Below are 19406 nucleotides of genomic sequence, written 5' to 3'. Positions count from 1 at the left end.
CATTTTAACCCTTGATTTACATCAACCTTCGTATCTTTGCACCCAGAATTCGACCCCCGAAACCAAGGAATTTCTCCAATTATTAACAATTATAATAAAACTTAAAACAGTAACAAATGAAGTATGCTAAATTAACTCTTCCATCCAAGAAGCTATGCTTCGTGATGGCGTTGGCAGCCGGATTGGTAACATTCCCATTGCCAACAATGGCAGAACAGACTGTTCAGAACATCCTGCAGACTGGTGTTGTGAAAGGTCAAGTAACTGACAAGAACGGTGATCCCGTAATCGGCGCTACCGTAAAAGTCAAAAATGCTCAAGCAGGCACCGTCACCGATTATGACGGAAACTTTGTACTTAACGTACATAATCCAGGTACGTTGGTAATTACTTACATTGGCTATTTAACAAAGGAAGTAACCTTTAACCTTGGCCAGACACTGAACATTACTATCGAAGAAGATGCAACAGCACTCGACGAAGTAGTTGTAGTAGGTTATGGTGTTCAGAAGAAATCTGACGTAACCGGCTCTGTAACCTCTATTAACAAGGATCGCCTGAGCAAGTTGCCTGTAACCAACGTACTGCAGGCCGTACAGGGTGCTGCTGCCGGTGTAACCATCACACAGGGTTCTTCTATTCCAGGAGATGCTCCATCTGCATTGGTACGTGGACGTAACTCAATCAACGCAGGTACAGGTCCATACATCGTTGTTGATGGTATTCCCATCTCGAAGAGTGGCGGTTCGCTCAATGATATCAACCCTGGAGATATCGAGTCAATGGAAATCCTGAAAGATGCTTCAGCTACAGCCATCTATGGAACCAATGGTGCCAATGGTGTTATCCTGATTACCACTAAGCATGGTAAGGATGGCAGACCCAGAGTAAGCTATAACGGCTATCTTGGTTTTGAGGACTTCGCTAACAAGCTGAAGTTTGGTGATGGTAAGCAAATCACCCAGAGATATAAGGATTATGTGTCTCAAAACACAGGTGCAACAATGTACAACGAGTTTGTAAAGAACCAGCGCGAGGCAGACAACCAGGCAGCAGGCCATGAAACAGACTGGCTTGATTTGGTATCTCAGACTGGTATCATTCAGGATCACAACGTTGCAATTAATGGTGGTGCAGAGAAGGTGAAATATTTCATCTCAGGCGATTTTATGAGTCAGAAGGGTATTTTGAAAGGCTTTAACTACAAGCGCTACTCACTCCGTATGAACATAGACGCTGACGTTACCGACTATCTGAAGATCGGAACCAACAGTTACATCGTTTCTCATAACCGTGACGGCGGTCGTGTAAACTTCCTGATGGCAGAGGCAATGTCGCCTTATGGTCAGGTTTACGACGAGGCCGGCAATTACGAGATTTATCCTATGTACTCTGAGACGCTGTTCTTCAACCCTATGCGTGATGTTAATCAGGATCATGAGCGTCGCCAGTGGAACATCAACCTGAATGGCTATGCCGACCTGAACTTTGGCAACATTTGGAAGCCACTTGCAGGGCTCAACTATAAGTTCAATTTCGGCTACTCTTATGTACCCAAGCGCGAGAACTATTATAATGGTGCTGAACAGAACGATCCTAATGGTTATGGCTACATTTTTAATGCAGAAACTCAGAGCCGTACTATTGAGAACATTCTTACTTACGCTAAAGATATCCAGAAGCATCACTTCGACATCACACTGCTGTATGCTTCTTCACGCAAGAAGTATCATGACAACACTGCAACTGGTGCTAAATTCATCAACGATGAGCTTTCATGGCACAACCTTGGTGGTGGTGGTACACAGACTGCAAAGTCATATACCGACCTCTACAAGACTGTTTCACAGATGGGACGTCTGAACTATTCATACGACAGTCGCTACCTCTTCACCTTCACTGTTCGTCGCGACGGTTCTTCGGTATTCGGTGACGATAATAAGTATGGTGTATTCCCATCAGTAGCCTTGGGTTGGAACATTGCCAACGAGAAGTTTATGGAGAAGACACAGAGCTGGCTGAACAACCTGAAGTTGCGCCTCTCTTACGGTAAGGCTGGTAATGAGGCTATCGGCGTGTACGAAACACTTGCCAAGATGTCGAACAACGCCCTGACCATGGACGGACAGTCGGCCACAGCTCTAAACCCAAGCAGCCGCATGGGTAACAGCGGACTGGGATGGGAGACCACCAAGACCTTCAACGTTGGTATCGACTTCGGATTCCTGAACAACCGCATCAACGGTAACATTGATTTCTACACATCTTCTACCACCGACCTGCTATTGCAGCGCAACCTGCCAAAGATTTCGGGCTACTCTAACGTATATATGAACATGGGTAAGACTGCCAATAAGGGTATTGAGGTTACTATCAACTCTAAAAATATCGTAACCAAAGACTTCACATGGGGCACCTCTCTTGTATGGTCGTGGAACAAAAACGAAATCAAGGACCTCTATGGCGACAAACAGGATGACTTAGGTAACCGCTGGTTCATTGGTGAGCCTATTGGTGTTATCTATGACTACGTGATGGAAGGCATCTGGCAGCAGGACGAAATCGACCGTGGCGATCATTTGAAGCACGATCCACAAGCTCAGGCTGGTGACGTGAAACTGGCTGACCTCGATGGAGATGGCAAAATTACACCAGAAGGCGATAAGAAGATTCAGGGACAGACCACTCCAAAGTGGATTGGCGGTTTAACTAACACCTTCACCTACAAGAACCTCTCATTGAGCATTTTCATTCAGACCGTTCAGGGGTTGAAACGCGAGAACTCTCTTCTCAGAACAGCAGGTGACGAGATGGGACGCCGTAACACTCCTACAGACTTGGGCTACTGGACCGTTGAGAACCGTAGCAATGAGTTCCGTTCTCTTAGCAACACTTCTAACCGCTGGGGCTACGGCTATCCACGGAATGCCAGCTTCACACGTGTTAAAGACGTTACTCTGAGCTACGTATTCCCCAAGCAAATCACCAATACACTCGGTATTGAAGGTCTGACCATCTATGCAAGCGGACGCAACCTATTCACATTCACCGACTGGGTAGGATGGGATCCAGAATCAGACATCCAGCCTCGTGGATGGGGTGGTTATGAGAACAACTATCCTATGACCAAGAGCTATGTATTCGGTCTTAATGTCACATTCTAAAAACTTATACAATTATGAAACTAAGAAACATTATATATTCAGCGCTGGCTGTCAGCACAATGGCTCTTACCTCTTGCAGCGACAGCTATTTGGATGAGAAAATGTACTCCAATTATGGTACGGATGTATCCGACGTCCAAGCAAAAGTCATCGGTTTGCACTACAAATATGCCGCTCTTTGGGGCATGTCAAGCCGCCAGGGATTCACAGGTTGCTGGCAAGATGGTACTGATGTCGGAGCTCCTGGTGATACCGAGGGAGTTGAGGTGCCTTTCTACCAGTATGGTTCTCTGAATGCAGAGAATGGTGGCGTCAGCTTCCTTTGGCAGAATCTTTATAGTATTATCAATAGTGCAAACATCATCATCAATACAGAGGGTGTTGATCCCGCAGGTAAAGGCGAGGCCGAGTTCTTCCGTGCCTATGCTTATAACCTACTTGTTACGTTGTGGGGCCCCGTTCCCCTGCTCACTGAGAGTAAGGCTGAACCTCGCACAAATTTCACTCGTAACGCCGTATCAGAAATCGATGCTGTCATTACAGCCGACCTGAACGATGCTATCGCCAATCTGCCAGAAGTAGGAAAGACCGTTACTCAGAACCGCATTAACAAGGACTGTGCACGCATTTTGGCTGGTGAAGCATTCAACCGCATGGGTAAGTATGCTGAGGCAGAGGCTGCTGTCACTGCTACCATAAATAGTGGTAACTACAAGCTCATCTCAGAACGTTACGGCAAGTTCTTATCTGAAGCTGGTGATTTCTATCATGACATGTTCCGTTGGGGCAACCAGCGCCGTTCACAGGGAAACACAGAGGGAATCTGGGTGTTCCAGATGGAGTACAATCGCGATGTAACAGGTGGAACTATCGACAGCCCACAACAGCGTCGTAACTGGGTAGCCGGCTTCCACAATATCAATGGTATGCAGAATGCAGACTCTATTGGTGGACGTGGTAATGGTCGTCTTCGCCTTAGCAACTATGTCAAGTATGGTATCTACAAGAAAGGTGATATCCGTAACTCAAACTTCAACATCCGTCGCCAGATGTATTACAACCGTCCTGGTTTCAGTGCCGATATCTACGTTGATCCTAACAACTTCCGTGTTGACAACCCAACACCAGAGCAAATTTCAAACTTGAAGTTGAAGCAGATTCACGTTCAGACAGGCGATCGTGCTTATTGGCGCGCTCAGGATACACTAAACATCATGTATCCACATACTACCAAATGGGGTGGTTATGACGAGGCCGACGACTTTGGTTATGCTCTCGTAAAAGACTGGCCAATCATGCGTCTGGCAGATGCTTATCTTCTCCGTGCTGAAGCCCGCGTCATGCAGAATAACAAGGCTGGTGCTGCCGAGGATATCAATGTTCTGCGTGATCGTGCCTTCAAGACCTATCGTGCAGAAACAGGCGATGCCAAAGTTGGTGCTGTAAGTGCCGACGAAATGACTCTTGATTTCGTTCTTGATGAGCGTATCCGCGAGTTAGTTGGCGAGGAGAACCGTCGTTACACCCTGTGCCGCACAGGAAAATTGGCTGAACGTGTAAAGATGATTATGGACAAGTGGGCAGAAGGTGCCGACAATAAGAAGATTACCGGTTTCGATGCTTCTAAGCACACCCTGCTGCCTATTCCTCTGTCAGAGATTCAGCTGAACAAGGATGCTGACCTGCAGCAGAATCCTGGCTACTAAGCCGACAAAAGATTGTTCATACATATTAAGGTAATTTGTTAGTATTTCTAAGGTGGAGGGGCGGCCTATAACACATTGGGCTGCCCCTTTTAAAACAAACCAAACAACAAACTCTATGAGAAAACTATTATTATTGGCATGTTTGCTGAGCGCCATGATGGTTCAGGCCAAGCGATGGACTACCGACGAAGTAAAGGACATGATACGCTTGGTTAACACCTACTGGCAGACCAACAATCCGGCCGAGGTGCGCTCATTCTGGGACAACGCCGCCTACCATACAGGTAATATGGAGGTGCACAAGTTGCTGCAGGATGAGCAGATGCTGAACTACAGCATTCGCTGGGCGGAACACAACCAGTGGAAAGGTGCCACCGAACCCAACCCCGCCAACTGGAAATACAAGAACTACGGTGAGGGACAGGACTATGTACTGTTTGGCGACTGGCAGATCTGCTTCCAAACGTACATCGACCTTTACAACCTGGCCCCTGACGAGAAGAAAGTGGCTCGTGCCAAGGAAGTGCTGAGTTACGAGGCTGACTCGAAAGCCAACGACTACTGGTGGTGGGCCGATGCACTCTACATGGTGATGCCCGCACTCACTAAGATGTACAAACTGACTGGCGACACCAAGTATCTGCGCAAACTCTACGAAAACATCTGCTACAGCGATAGTATCATGCTCGACAAGGAGACCGGACTGTACTTCCGCGATGGCAAATACATCTACCCAAAGCACAAAACCGCCAAGGGCAAGAAAGACTTCTGGGCACGTGGCGATGGTTGGGTGCTGGCCGGACTGGCCAAGGTGTTACAGGATATGCCCGAGACTTACGTCCGTCAGCCGTTCTTTGTAGAGAAGTACGTGAACCTGGCACGCGGCGTGAAGAAGTTGCAGCAGCCACAGGGCCACTGGACCCGCTCGATGATGGACCCAGAGCAGGCGCCTGGCTACGAAACCAGCGGTACAGCCTTCTTCTGCTACGGCCTGTTGTGGGGCGTTAATCACGGTTATCTGTCGAAGAAGGAGTTTGCACCTACCATCGATAAGGCGTGGAACTATCTCACCACCATCGCCCTGCAGAAGGACGGTAAGGTGGGTTATGTACAGCCAATCGGCGAGCGCGCTATTCCCGGACAAACAGTAGATGCCAACTCGCAGGCCAACTTTGGTGTTGGTGCCTTCCTGCTGGCCGCATGTGAATACGTGAAATACATTGGCCGATGAATCTGTTATTAACAATAGCACTCGGTATAGCCAACCTGTTACCGCAGGCTGAGGATGCCTTCTGGCGCGACTCCATCCCTCAGGAGATGAAACAAAGCTATACCGTATATGGCGAACAGTATCTGGGCAAAGCGTGGACGGCTTTGCCCTGGACTGTTTTTGCCGAGAACAAGATAACCGGTAACCGCGTAAACTACGAGGGAATCTGTTTTGAGAAGCGCCGCCATCTGGCAGCCCTCGTCATGGCCGAGATTGTAGAGGGTAAAGGCCGGTTTATGAACGATATCATCGATGGAATCGGTAGTTTTTGCGAAGAAACCTGGTGGGGCATACCCGCCCACTACGGCAAGCGTATCCCCCTGCAGGACATACAGGAGGTTGACTTGTTTAATGCCGAAACAGCCAGTCTGATTGTATGGACACGCTATATGCTGGAGAAGCAGTTGGATGCTTTCTCGCCCGACATCTGCCAGCGCATAGATCGGGAGATAGAGCAGCGCATTCTGAAACCTGCCGTAGCCAACAACTACTGGTGGAAGACGGCTGGTATGAACTGGAACCCGTGGATATGCAGCAACTGGCTGACCTGTGTGCTGATTTGTGAACACGACGAGGCCCGCAAAGCCGAAGCTATCGCACAGATAGAGAAAGCCACTCAGGCTTTTATCGATGCCTATCCCGAAGATGGCGGTTGCGATGAGGGTCCTGGCTATTGGGACCGTGCCGCAGCCTCGATGTTCGAGGTACTGAGATTGCTGCCCGAAGCCTCACACTTTGACGCGCAAGCCGATAAAATCAAGAAAATGGCTGCTTACAGCTATAAGACCTATATCGGGCATGATTACTGTGTGAACTTTGCCGATGCACACGAGAACAAGGCTGTGCAACAGGTAAACATCGTGTATCCATTCGGTCATTGGCTGAACGATAAAACCATGCGCGAGTTTGGCGCTTATTTAGGACGAACCAAGCAAGTGCTGACCCAGCCTGCCAAGCTTTACGATAAGAGCGGCAACTTCCCAACACTGGGTCGCGAACTGTTCTTCTTACGAAATATTCGCGATTTCATCGCAGAAAAGCCCCAGGAGCCACTCATTAAGGATGCGTGGCTACCTAACCTACAGATTATGACAGCGCACCGTGGCAACCTTTATACGGCCTTTAAGGGCGGTCATAACGGAGAGAGTCACAATCACAACGACGTGGGTTCGTTCTTAGTATATGTTGATGGCGAACCGCTGCTGATTGATCCGGGTGTGGGCGAATATACCGCCAAGACCTTCAGCAACAGTCGCTACGAGATATGGACCATGCAGTCTGGTTATCACAATCTACCGCAAATCAATGGTATCGATCAGAAAGACGGTAAATCTTATTCTGCTAAGGTAATAAGTCATAAGGACGGACTACTGACGCTTGAACTTGCTGGCGCCTACCCCACTGAAGCCTCGGTGAAATCATGGAAACGTACTGTTTTGGCCACAAAATCTGGGATTACTGTGACCGAAGACTTCGAACTAACCGAAAGTAAAGCCCCCACCCGTCTGATGCTGCTGACCACCCGTAACGATGCGCTGAAACACATCAGTTACAACGCTAAACAGTTGGAAGCAACCATCGAGGACATCAGCAACCAGCTCGACCCACTGCTACAAGGTGTATGGGGACCAAAGATGTACCGCGTGGTGCTGACGGTGAAATCAACAAAGACTAAGCAACAAATTAAATATACGATCAGATGAATGGACTACTATTTACTATAGTTTTGCTGGTAGCATTGGCCACAGGGGCCAATGCCCAGCAAACAACCCTTGCTGTAACTAACCCTACCGACCACCAACGTCAGGAGGTAGTAGAAGCCGACTTACAGACGGTATCTAACCGATTAGGCTTAAACGCAGGCGAGACATTCGTGATTAAGAACGGCTTCGGCCAGGAGCAGGCTTACCAGCTATCGCACGATGGCAAGCTACTGATGTATGTGTCAGTTCAGCCCCACAGCAAAGCTGTATTCACCATCGAGAAAGGACAGCCAGCTGCGATGAAATCGTATGTTTATGGAAGATTGTTCCCCGAACGTGCCGACGATATGACCTGGGAGAACGATCTGGGCATCTATCGCATGTACGGTCCAGCCCTGCAGCGTAGCGGTGAGAAATCGTTCGGTACCGACGTATGGACCAAAAGCACCCCGGAACTGGTTTTAGAGAAACGTTATAAGATGCACCTGTGGGGTGTGGGACAACGCGACTCGCTGAAAAGAGCTGGAAAGTCCAAGGAGGCCAACGAAATCTACCTGGCCACATCGTTCCACCACGACCATGGTGAGGGAATGGATGTTTACTCTGTTGGTCCGAGTTTAGGATGCGGCGCACCTGCACTGATGAAGAATGGCGAACTGGTATATCCTTATTGCTTTAAGGACTACAAGATATTGGACAACGGTCCGCTGCGTTTCACCGTAGAGCTGACCTATCATTCCAATAACGATGGCGCAACAGAGCACCGACTGGTGAGTCTGGATCGCGGTTCGCATTACAACAAGATAACCGTATGGTACGATGGTATGAAACAGAAAACCGGCTGGGCTACAGGTGTGGTGCTGAATGGCGAGGGTGAGTTAGCGCTTGGCAAAGACTATGTGCTGTATGCCGACCCCACCGATAACCCAAAAGTAAACCAGTCGCAGATTTACGTGGGTACCTTGTTCCCTAACGGTGTGGATGAAACCACCCGACTTAACGGCAGCAAGAGCCACGCCTTGGGCATTGTGCGCCATTATAATGGCAAGCCCTATACCTATTATTTCGGCTCAGCCTGGAGCAGCAACGACGTGAAGACGATGGCCGAGTGGCAGCTTTTGGCCGACAACTATCTGAACAATATCAAGAATCCACTAATAACAGACATCAAATGAAACGAACAACAACCTTGTTGGTATTAGCCCTGATGCTAGTAATACCAACGCAAGCCAAAAAGACAAAAACGCCAGAACAAACCGACCGTCAGTACTGGTGCTCGTTAGCCTACAAGATGGCCCAGCCCGTATTGGAGAATATGGCCAAGGGCGAGCTGCAGAAGAACATGAAGACAGAGTTCTCGCCCTCGTTTGATAACCGCGACCGTTCGGTAGTGTATATGGAAACCTTCGGACGCCTGATGGCTGGTGTAGCCCCTTGGCTTGCACTACCCGACGACAATACCGCTGAGAGCCAGCAGCGCCACCAACTGCGCGAGTGGGCATTGGCCTCGTATAAGAACGCTGTTGATCCTGCTTCGCCCGACTATCTGTGCTGGGGTAAGGCCGGACAGAACCTGGTAGATGCCGCTTATATCGCCGAATCGTTCCTGCGCGCCTGGGACACCCTGTGGCAGCCGCTCGACGAGGTAACCAAGCAGCGTTACATCAAGGAGTTTCAGGCCTTAAGAAAGATCGACCCTCCCTATACCAACTGGTTCCTGTTCTCATCAACCATCGAGAGCTTGCTGGCTAAGGCTGGTGCACAGTACGACGAGTTTCGTGTGAACACCACCTGCCGTAAGGTTGAAGAGTGGTACGTAGGCGATGGCTGGTATGCCGATGGCCCCGTGTTTGCTTTCGACTACTACAGCAGCTACGTGTTCCACGCTATGTATCTGGAAACCCTACAGGCAATGGTAGATGCAAAAGCCAATACCCGTATCGACTATCAGAAGTACTACGATCGCGCCCTGAAGCGTGCACAGAAGTACGCTATCATCCTGGAGCGATTCATATCGCCAGAGGGTACTTTCCCCGTAATTGGCCGCTCTATCCCCTATCGTACAGCCGCTATGCAGACGTTGGCTTTGATAGCCTGGTATCAGAAGCTGCCTAAGGAACTGAGCAACGGACAGGTTCGCGCTGCCCTTACCAAGGTGCATCACCGTATGTTCGACTATCAGCAGAATTTTAACGATGCCGGTTATCTTACTATCGGTTTCTGCGGTTCACAGCCTGAGGTTGCCGACTGGTACACCAACAACGGTTCGCTTTATCTCACCAGCTTGAGCTTGATGCCACTTGGTTTGCCAGCCGATCATCCTTTCTGGACCGATGCTGCTGAGCCTTGGACACAGGTAAAAGCCTGGAACGGACAGAAGTTCCCTAAGGATCACCGCTGGGGTGATGATATCCGCACGCACGATAAGTGGTAATAATTCCCACACGCGGGAATAAAAAATGATACACGGGCCGTCCAGATTTGGGCGGCCCGTGCTAATAGAGAAAAACGGTTATCTAACTAATTAATTTCTGTAAGCAGGGTTCTGATAAGCAGTCTTCTCCTCCTCGGTCATCTCCATACCATCGAGCTGTCCCTGTGGGATAGGACGGATATAGTAACCAGCAGGAATATCACGCTTAACTGTCTGCAGATCCTTATCGGTGTAACCAGCACCTGCGATGCGGTATGTACCGGCACGCTCACCCCACTTCTGTGTACGAACGAGGTCGAACCAACGGTATCCCTCACCCCAGAACTCACGGCTACGCTCGTCGAGGATAAAGTCGATAGTGATAGTAGCAGGAGTAGCAGCTACCATTTCAGCGCTCTTATCTACAGATACAGCCTTGTCGTCGTTCTGGCTATAGGTCTGCTTACCGGCACGGGCACGGAGCACGTTAACCAATTTCTTAGCCTCCTCGTTCTTGCCGAGTTTAACAGCAGCCTCAGCACCAAGCAGGTAGAGCTCAGAGAACTTAGCAACGTTCCAAGGACGTGGGCTACCACCATTAACCTTTGAACCCAGACCACCATCGTTATCAGTACGATAGATACCAATCTTCCAGTTGATGGGGTACTTCTTACGGCTGATGTGGTTAACAGCAACTACGAAGTCAGGACGACCTGCCATCTCACCGAAACCGAGCTTACCATCGGCACCAGTGTAGTTAATCTTGCTGTCCTCGCTCTCAGGAACCCAGCTGAAGTAAACCTCGTTTGGATATACCTTCTCGCCATTAGCACCGATTACGTAAGGCTCAGTGTTACCACTCTTCTGCCAGTTGGTGTGATAGCGCAGGGTGAAGGTTGCATCGTAACGAGAGTCGATAGCCTTAACAGCATCTTCCCAAACACCACCTTCCATGAAGTTGTCGGCGATAGGAGCCATACGGGTCCAAGGACGACCGAGGGCCTGAACAGCCTCACGCTGGATGGGGTTGATAGTGTTACCCGAAGCAGCCTTGGCAATCATCTCGGTGTAGTTCCAGGTTTCCATCCAGTAAGCGAAGTTCTCAGGAGAACCGCCGCTACCCCATCCGTAGCCAGCACCACCGTTGCCATACTTCTCGTCCTCATCATGATCAGCGTAGAGCATGATCTCAGAGTTGCGGTCGTTGGTAGCCACGTTTACATCATAGAATGTAGGCTGCAGAGCGTATGGGCCAGGATTGTTGATGGCTGCCATAGCGGTATCGTAAGCCTTCTGGAAGTAGCTGTTAGCCTGGCTGGCATCACGGCTGCACTCTGGGAAGGTAGGAATGTTGTTAGGATTCTCCAACCACCAAGCGTAGGTAAGATAAGCCTTTGAGAGATACAGACGAGCCAGGTTCTTGGTAGCAGTACCTGTGAGACGTGGGTTCTCAGGAAGCTCGTTAACAGCCTTCTCGAGGTCAGCGAAGATAGCAGCATAAACCTCAGGAACAGTATTACGTACAGAGGTACGAACGGTAGAAGTGTTGAACTTCAGTTCGCCAGCACCCAGATCGAGGGGCACACCACCGTAGGTCTGCACCAGGATGAAGTAGTCGAATGCACGGAAGAAGTGAGCCTCGGCGAGCAGAGCTGGATCGATACCAGCCTCAGCACCATTCTCGATAATACCGCTGGCGGTATTGATGTTTGCAAACAGGGTACCCCATGCGCCACCAGCAACGGTGCTTGAAGGAGTAACAGAACCTACACCTGAGAGGTCGGCATCCTTAAAGTTACCATCGGCACTCTGTGCGTATGTGTACTCATCGGTACCTGTCTCGAGGGTGTTCAGGTAGTAACCGTTGCCATAGAAATAGCGCAGGTGAGCGTAGAGCGATGTCAGACCGCCCTCAATACCCGCCTTCGTATTGAAGAAGGTTGGGTCGAACTGGCTACGGGGCTGCTCATCGAGCACGTTATTGCAGGATGTCATGGTTGTAGAAAGACCACAGCATACGAGACCCGCAGCAAGAATATATTTGATACTTTTAGTTTTCATAACTCTTAATTCTTTAATGATTCATTAGAATGTTACGTTAAGACCGAAGATGAAGTTGCGGGTAGCAGGTGTGTTATAACCTACGATAGGCATTCTGTGACTACCGAATGAGTAACCTACAGCCGTATTCTCGTTTGACCAAGAGTTGGTCTCTGGATCAAGTCCGCTCTCGTTGTTGTATGGCGAGAAGAGAACGAATGGGTTCTGAACGGTAGCGTACAGGCGCAGACGGCTGATACCAAGATCCTTAACAGCCTGCAGCTTGTCGAAGTTGTAACCCAGAGTGATAGTGCGGAACTTCAGGTAACCAGCATTGAAGTAACCCAGTGTAGAACCGTACTTGGGGTTATCACTACTCATGATACCACCTGGTTTTGGATACTTAGCACCAGTGTTGTTCTCAGTCCAGTAGTCAACGTCGAGGTTGTTACGACGACCAGAGAGCATATTCAGGTAACCGTTAGAAGAGTGGATGGCAGAAATCAACTTACCACCAATCTGGAACGAACCGATAACGGTCAGGTCGAAGTTCTTGTAACCAATAGTAGTATTGAAACCACCAACGAGATCGGGCTCCATGCTCATGATCTGACGGTCGTCAGGACCAATCTGGCGTGTAGGCAGTCCGTTGGCATCATAGTCGCCAGTGTATTTAACCTTAATCATACCAGCGTTACCACCTGGCTCCAGGATGTTCATTGCAGCCTCTTCGCCCTTCTGCCACAGACCTACATATTCATAGTCGTAGATAACATCGATAGGATGTCCAACGAACCAGAGGTTACCCTCGTCTTTACCATCAGGATCATTTGTAGCCAGCTTGGTCAGCTTGTTACGGTTCTGGTAGAAGTTGATACCAGCCTCCCAGTTCCAACCATTCTTGTTGTCGATGATGATACCGTTCAGAGAGAACTCCCAACCCTTATTCTCGGTGTTACCGATGTTACCAGTATAGCTGCTTACACCTGATGTATCAGGCAGCTTAACGTTCAGCAGGATATCGTTGGTTTTCTGAGTATAGTACTCGAACGATCCAGACAGACGACCATTGAAGAATGAGAAGTCGAGACCGAAGTTCCAAGTCTTAGAGTACTCCCATCCCAGCTCTGGGTTAGGCAGAGAGTTTACATAGTAACCTGACTTATAAGTAGAACCGAAGTTGTAGTTACGTGTAGCCAGTCCACCAAGAGTAGAGTAAGGATTAATACTCTGGTTAGAAGTCTCACCATAACCTACGCGAAGCTTCAGGTTGTCGATCCACTTGAGGTTCTCCATGAAGTTTTCACGAGCGATGTTCCAACCGGCACTTACTGCAGGATATGTGTGCCACTGATGACCCTTAGCCAGACGTGAAGAAGCATCTGAACGGAGGGCGGCTGAAATCATATACTTATTATCATAAGAATACATCACACGTCCCATCCAAGAAACGAGACCGCTCTGCCAGTAGTTATAACCAGTGAGGTTAGACTGACCTGTAGCCTTGTCGAGTGCATAGTACTGGAAGTAGTCGGCAGGAATCTCCTGAGCCGAAGCACCAGTCTGCTCGTAAGTAGTCTGCTCGGCAGAGTACATAGCAACAACGTTCAGGTTGTGCTTCTCGGCGAATGTGCGGTCGTAGGTCAGCAGGTTCTCAACAGCCCAGTTACGTGTCTGGTTCTCGTAGATAGAACCGCTGTTAACAGCATTGGCATCCTTGTTGTTGATACCAGTACCTGTGAAGCTACCGCTCTTAGAGCTGCGGAAGTTCAGACCTACGTTAATACGATAGGTAAGACCCTCGATCCAAGGGCACTTCAACTCAGCGAACAGCGTGTTGTAAGTACCGATACCCTTGTTCTCGCTCATCCAAACATCCTTGTCACGCTCAACAGTCTCCTTAGTAACCACAATCTGGTCGTCGGCAGGCAGAGCATTGTAACGCTTCAGGTTACCGTTCTCATCGTATGGGCTTGACAGAGGAGATGAACCCAGTACAGCGTACATATTGTTCACACCCTGAGTTTTGCGATAGCTGTTGTTGGTGCTCAAGCCGAAACGGAACCACTTACCAATCTTCTGGTCGAAGTTACCACGAACAGAGATACGGTCGTAACCCTCGGTAGGAACAACCGACTCGTCCTTATAGTAACCAGCACCGAAGCTGAAGCTACCACCATTGGTACCACCAGAAACACTCAGGTCGTGGTTGTGGCTGATACCAGTCTGATAGTACAGATCCTGCCAGTCGGTGTTAGTGCTTTCGCTCTCGTCGAGTGAGTTCTGGTAGATACCAGCATACTGACGCATCTTAGAGAACGTAGGTCCGTCCATCATAGGATACTTGTGGAATACTTTCTTGAAGCTTACATATCCATTATATGTAACCTTAGCAGGTGCTCCCTGTGTACCCTTAACGGTTGTGATGATGATAACACCGTTAGCACCACGCGAACCGTAGATAGCGGTAGCAGAAGCATCCTTCAGGATATCCATCGACTTAATATCGGTTGGGTTGATATCCGACAGCTGACCCATGAATGGAATACCATCGAGCACAATCAGAGGGTCGTTACTTGCAGTCAGTGAGCGCTGACCACGAATACGAATCTGCATCTCAGCACCTGGCTTAGAAGATGTCTGTGTCATCAAAACACCAGCTACACGACCCTGCAGAGCCTGAGCGGCGTTAGTAGCTGCAACCTGGTTAAGTTTCTCACCACCAATGTTTGCAACAGAACCGGTAACGGCCTCACGACGCTGGGTACCGTAACCGATAACAACAACCTCGTTTACAACGTGGCCGTCTTCCTTAAGATTGATTTTTAAGTTATCGCCGGCCTTAACCTCCTGCGATACGTAGCCTACATATGATACAACGATTGTTGCACCTGGCTTTACATTAAGAGTGAAGAAGCCGTTGAAATCGGTAACGGTACCATTATTAGTACCCTTCTCCATAACCGTGGCACCAATCAGCGGACCCTGAGAGTCAGCTACATAACCGGTTGCCTGCTTCGTTTGCTGTACGGAAGCTACTGCTGCGGTAGCTGCCGAAGCCTGCTGTACAGGAGCCATGCCTAAAAAGCACAATCCTGCAACTAAGGCTGTTTTCTTTGCTTTGAAACTCATACGTTTGGTTTGTTAGTTAAAATTTAATTAATTGAATAAAAGAAAAAAATCTGCCGCAAAGATAGGCAGATTCTTTTTTAGAGGCTTTAACGTATGTTGCGTTTCGTTTCACTTTTGTCTCAACCGGGGTTTTTTAGCCCTTTTTGCTCAATATATTCGGTTGGAGACACTCCAAATTGCTTGCGGAACACCGTCGAAAAGTGTGCTAAGTTACTAAATCCAACTGAATATGCAACCTGCGTAACATTGATTTTTTGCTCCTCGAGCAATCGTACGGCTTGCTCCAAACGGATGTTTCTGATAAACTCGCTGACGGGGATACCGGTGAGTTCCTTCATTTTTCGATGCAACTGGGCGCGACTGATACCAACACCCTTGGCCAGCATCTCAACACTAAAGTCGTTATCATCCAAATGTTCGTTCACCTCTTTCAGCACACGTTCCATCAGCAGCTCGTCGTTACCCTTAATAGGTTTCTCCTCAATCTTATCCTTGGGCTGTTGCAAACCCGAGTATTTACCCTTCAGTCGCAGGTTGGTGCTAATCAGGTTGTTGATCACCATGTGCAACTCGTCCATATCAAACGGTTTGGCCAGGAAGGCGTCGGCACCTTTCTCCAAGCCCTCCAGACGGTTGGCCACAGCAGCCTTCGAGGTAAGCATCACTACTGGGATATGATTCAGGTTCATATTGGTCTTAATCATTCGCAGCAGCGTAAAGCCGTCCATCTCGGGCATCATCACATCGCTCACCACCAGGTCGAACTGCTTCTCGGATTCAGAAAGCAGCAGGCGCAGGGCCTCACGACCGCTGGTTACGGGGGTAATATGATAGTAGCAGCCCAGCTCCTGAGCGATATAGCGACCTATCTCCTCATCGTCGTCAACAATCAGTACCTGATAGCTATACTGCGAGCGCTGGCGTGTTGTCTTCTCTTTCTCCTCAACCTTCAGCAGCTCTTCTTCCTTCAGATGTTCGCAGCCCAAAGGCAGGTGAACGGTGAACACACTTCCCTGCTCATCGCTGCGATTAGCCGCATCGATGGTACCGTGATGCATCTCAACCACCATCTTACACAGGTTCAGGCCGATACCTGTACCCTCGATATGCATGCTGCGCGAGCTGGCACCCTGATAGAAACGGTCGAAGAGCTTGCGTGGGTCGCCCTTGATGCCCATACCGTTATCAACCACCTGCAGGATAGCTGTCTGCGTATCGGTATCCTGGGATACACACACCTCAATCTCACCACCATCGTAGGTGTACTTGAAGGCGTTCGAGAGCAGATTGTCGACCACCTTATCTATGGCCTTACGATCGAACCACACACTGAGTTTATCGAGCGTAGGCGCATAACGGAAGTTGATATGACGCTCGTTGGCAGTATATTCGTACGACTTGAGCAGGTTGCCCACATATTGTACCATATCGGTTTCCTGGCATTGCAGCTTCATCTGCTGGCGGTCCATCTTACGGATATCAAGTATCTGGTTCACCAGATTCTGCACGCGCTGGGCGTTATGCTCGATGGTCTTCAGCTCGTTGGTTACCTCTGGGTCGAAGTCGCGCTTCAGCAATTTGTGCAGCGGACTCATGATGAGCGTCAGCGGCGAGCGGATATCGTGGGTGGCGTTGATGAGGAACTTCATCTTATCCTCGTCCAACTCCTGGCGACGACGACGAACATAGCCCCAAACCAAGGTGCCAAGTGTCAGCAGTCCTATACATATATATATAATGTACGCCCACGAGGATCTGTACCAAGGTGCATGCACAATAATGTGGTAGATCTCGGTATCAGAATAAATACCGTTGTCGTAGGCTCTCACCTCGAGGATATACGAACCGGGCTGCAGGTGGGTAAACGATACCACGTTACGACCTACTTCGGTTTGTCCCCACTCGCGGTTGCCGTTCAATCGGTACTCGTAAATCACGTTCTCGGCATTGGCAAAGTTGAGCGACGAGAACTCCAACGCAAAGGTGTTGTCGATGAAATCGAGCTCGATGCGCTTGGTGCTGGGACGTGCTACACCGCCTACATAGATGCCTGTAAGCAGCACTTTGCCTATTTCGGAATTCTTTATCTGCAGGTCGGCAGGATTAAACGAGGTGATACCATCGCTGAAGCCGAACCAGATGCGACCATCGTGGGTGCGCATAGCTGTACCGCTGACATACTCGCGACTGGCCAGACCATTGCCGTAAAGATAGCTCACAAACTGCTGGTCGGCATGTTTGTACTGCCAAAGTCCCATGGTAGTACTAATCCACAAGTCGCCAGCCTGATCCTGAATAATACCGTTCACCACCTTGTTGCTCAGCACTTCGGCATCGGGGAACGGTTTGGCTTTTTTCTCCTTTTCATCGTAATAATACAAGCCCGAATAGGTACCGAACAATATCTTGTGATCGCGCGTTTCGCATACCGACTCGATGGTGCTATAGTCGAGCAGCACCTCCCAGCCGTTAGAACGGAAACTGTCTTCGCTCGGGTCGTAGCAGTTGATACCCGAAGCCGAACAAATCCAGAGCTTACCACGACTGTCAAACAGCAGTTCTCTGATCCAGTCGTTATGCAGTCGGCCTTTCGGTCCGTCGCCATCGTACATACTGAAATGGCGCAATTCATCGGTATTGGTATCGTACGAGAAGAAGCCCAACGAGTAAACCGAGAAGAAGAGTTTGCCCTTTCCATCGTCGGTAATCGAGTTAACAAAACCACTCTTGAACGATGATTTGAGCTGGTATTGCCCTGTAAGTGGGTTGTAGGCATAAAGTCCAGCGTTGGTACCAAGCCAATAACGGCCCAATCCATCGCGGTATATCACATACGTACCATCGGGCGAGGCTGGATGAGCCACCAAGCGACCCGCAGCATCAAATCCGAATACACCGTTATTCTGTACAGCACACCAGGTCATACCGTTGTCGCCAGCACAGATAGAGCTGAGCGAACCACCTGTACTGAGGTGCTGATCGATGAATTTCCACGAGCGGAAGGGCGACTGGTGCTGGGGAATAAGCAGCAGACCGCGACTCTGACAACCAATCCACAAGTTCTCCTGATTATCCTCGAACAGCGCCCAGATAGTAGCTGTGTTCAAATCCAACGAGGCATTCTGGAACTCATAGCGGCGCATACGTCGCTCGCCACGTGGCACCCACCACAGACCATCGCCCATGGTGCCGATATACAGGTTGCCAGCCTTGTCGCACTTGGCGGTACGCAACACCAAGTCCTTACCACGCATCTCGCCTGGGTCGATATAATCGGATGTCAGCTGTCCGTTGCGATAGTAAAGCAGTCCGTGATTGCACACTATCAGCACACCGCCCTCGTAACCTACAAAACCGGTTACCATACCGTAAGGCGACAGCAGCTCCTCGATCTTACCTTTGGGCGAACGGCGGATAATGGAATTACCATGACCCGATTTCCAGAAATAGCCCTTTTGATCGATAAAAATATAACTAAAATAGTTGTTATCGGCCTTGGCGTAGCCCTCAACACGCTGCGAATTGTTGGTACGGGTATCTACGCGATACAATCCGTAACCGGCAGTACCAATCAGCAGGTGGTTGGCATCTTCCTGAATGATGGCATTGATACGAGGTGTGCTGGTGGCACCTTTCATCTCAACCGAGATAAACTGGTTGGTAACAGGATCGAAGCGGTCGAGACCCAACTGGGTACCCACCCAGAGGGTGCCGTTCACATCCTCGAACAGATACGATATCACATTGCTGCTCACAGTATTGGGGTTACCTTTCTCGTGCAGATAGTTGGTAAAACGGTAACCATCGTATTTGTTCAAACCATACTCGGTACCAATCCAGATGTAGCCGTCCTTATCCTGGCATATCTGGGTTATCTGGTTACTCGACAGTTTCTCTGACGTGTAGAAGTGCGATTGACCAGAACTTAGTAGGGTAAATGTTGATAGTAATGTAAGTAGTAGAAAACGGAACATTGTT

9 protein-coding genes are annotated in these 19406 nt (G+C 49.3%); 6 read left to right on the top strand and 3 right to left on the bottom strand.

Annotated features, from left to right (window positions below; all coding sequences use genetic code 11):
• The first annotated feature begins 116 nt into the window (after positions 1-116).
• From T499_RS0108565 to T499_RS0108540, 6 genes are all read left to right on the top strand, one after another.
• Positions 117-3164 (top strand): SusC/RagA family TonB-linked outer membrane protein, encoded by a 3048-nt coding sequence (locus tag T499_RS0108565; RefSeq protein WP_033150649.1) that lies wholly within the window; start codon positions 117-119, stop codon positions 3162-3164.
• Between the two features lie 14 nt (positions 3165-3178).
• On the top strand, positions 3179-4870 hold the full coding sequence (locus T499_RS0108560) for a RagB/SusD family nutrient uptake outer membrane protein (protein ID WP_033150648.1): 1692 nt from the start codon (positions 3179-3181) through the stop codon (positions 4868-4870).
• A 115-nt stretch (positions 4871-4985) separates the two neighbouring features.
• The gene (locus tag T499_RS0108555) at positions 4986-6101 is read left to right on the top strand and encodes a glycoside hydrolase family 88/105 protein (RefSeq protein WP_033150647.1); all 1116 of its coding nucleotides are present in this window, start codon (positions 4986-4988) and stop codon (positions 6099-6101) included.
• Entirely contained in the window at positions 6098-7843 is a 1746-nt protein-coding gene (locus T499_RS0108550) for a heparinase II/III domain-containing protein (protein WP_033150646.1), read from the top strand. Before T499_RS0108555 ends, T499_RS0108550 begins: the two co-directional genes overlap by 4 nt.
• Positions 7840-9018 carry a DUF4861 family protein gene (locus tag T499_RS0108545; protein ID WP_033150645.1) on the top strand — a complete coding sequence of 393 codons (1179 nt, stop codon included), beginning with the start codon at positions 7840-7842 and terminating at the stop codon, positions 9016-9018. Before T499_RS0108550 ends, T499_RS0108545 begins: the two co-directional genes overlap by 4 nt.
• Positions 9015-10277, top strand: a complete 1263-nt coding sequence (locus T499_RS0108540) for a DUF2264 domain-containing protein (RefSeq protein ID WP_033150644.1) — start codon at positions 9015-9017, stop codon at positions 10275-10277. Before T499_RS0108545 ends, T499_RS0108540 begins: the two co-directional genes overlap by 4 nt.
• 90 nt (positions 10278-10367) lie before the next feature.
• Here T499_RS0108540 and T499_RS0108535 read toward each other — a convergent pair whose 3' ends face one another.
• From T499_RS0108535 to T499_RS0108525, 3 genes are all read right to left on the bottom strand, one after another.
• Positions 10368-12317, bottom strand: a complete 1950-nt coding sequence (locus T499_RS0108535; RefSeq protein WP_033150643.1) for a RagB/SusD family nutrient uptake outer membrane protein — start codon at positions 12315-12317, stop codon at positions 10368-10370.
• 24 nt (positions 12318-12341) lie between these two features.
• Positions 12342-15374, bottom strand: coding sequence for a SusC/RagA family TonB-linked outer membrane protein (locus T499_RS0108530; protein WP_369793390.1), 3033 nt, complete (start codon positions 15372-15374; stop codon positions 12342-12344).
• Positions 15375-15547: 173 nt separating this feature from the next.
• The gene (locus T499_RS0108525; protein WP_033150641.1) at positions 15548-19402 is read right to left on the bottom strand and encodes a hybrid sensor histidine kinase/response regulator transcription factor; all 3855 of its coding nucleotides are present in this window, start codon (positions 19400-19402) and stop codon (positions 15548-15550) included.
• Positions 19403-19406: the final 4 nt, after the last annotated feature.

Origin of the sequence: Prevotella sp. RM4, from assembly GCF_000701965.1 — a bacterium.
Lineage (GTDB): Bacteria > Bacteroidota > Bacteroidia > Bacteroidales > Bacteroidaceae > Prevotella > Prevotella ruminicola.
The sequence above is the reverse complement of the archived record's forward strand: the minus strand, read 5'-3'. Positions and strand labels throughout refer to the sequence as shown.

Excerpts from the sequence above, each read along its gene's own strand:
- T499_RS0108555 (WP_033150647.1), top strand. The coding sequence starts at position 4,986 with ATGAGAAAACTATTATTATTGGCATGTTTGCTGAGCGCCATGATGGTT.
- T499_RS0108525 (WP_033150641.1), bottom strand. The coding sequence starts at position 19,402 with ATGTTCCGTTTTCTACTACTTACATTACTATCAACATTTACCCTACTA.
- T499_RS0108560 (WP_033150648.1), top strand. The coding sequence starts at position 3,179 with ATGAAACTAAGAAACATTATATATTCAGCGCTGGCTGTCAGCACAATG.
- T499_RS0108545 (WP_033150645.1), top strand. The coding sequence starts at position 7,840 with ATGAATGGACTACTATTTACTATAGTTTTGCTGGTAGCATTGGCCACA.
- T499_RS0108540 (WP_033150644.1), top strand. The coding sequence starts at position 9,015 with ATGAAACGAACAACAACCTTGTTGGTATTAGCCCTGATGCTAGTAATA.
- T499_RS0108530 (WP_369793390.1), bottom strand. The coding sequence starts at position 15,374 with ATGGCTCCTGTACAGCAGGCTTCGGCAGCTACCGCAGCAGTAGCTTCC.
- T499_RS0108565 (WP_033150649.1), top strand. The coding sequence starts at position 117 with ATGAAGTATGCTAAATTAACTCTTCCATCCAAGAAGCTATGCTTCGTG.
- T499_RS0108535 (WP_033150643.1), bottom strand. The coding sequence starts at position 12,317 with ATGAAAACTAAAAGTATCAAATATATTCTTGCTGCGGGTCTCGTATGC.
- T499_RS0108550 (WP_033150646.1), top strand. The coding sequence starts at position 6,098 with ATGAATCTGTTATTAACAATAGCACTCGGTATAGCCAACCTGTTACCG.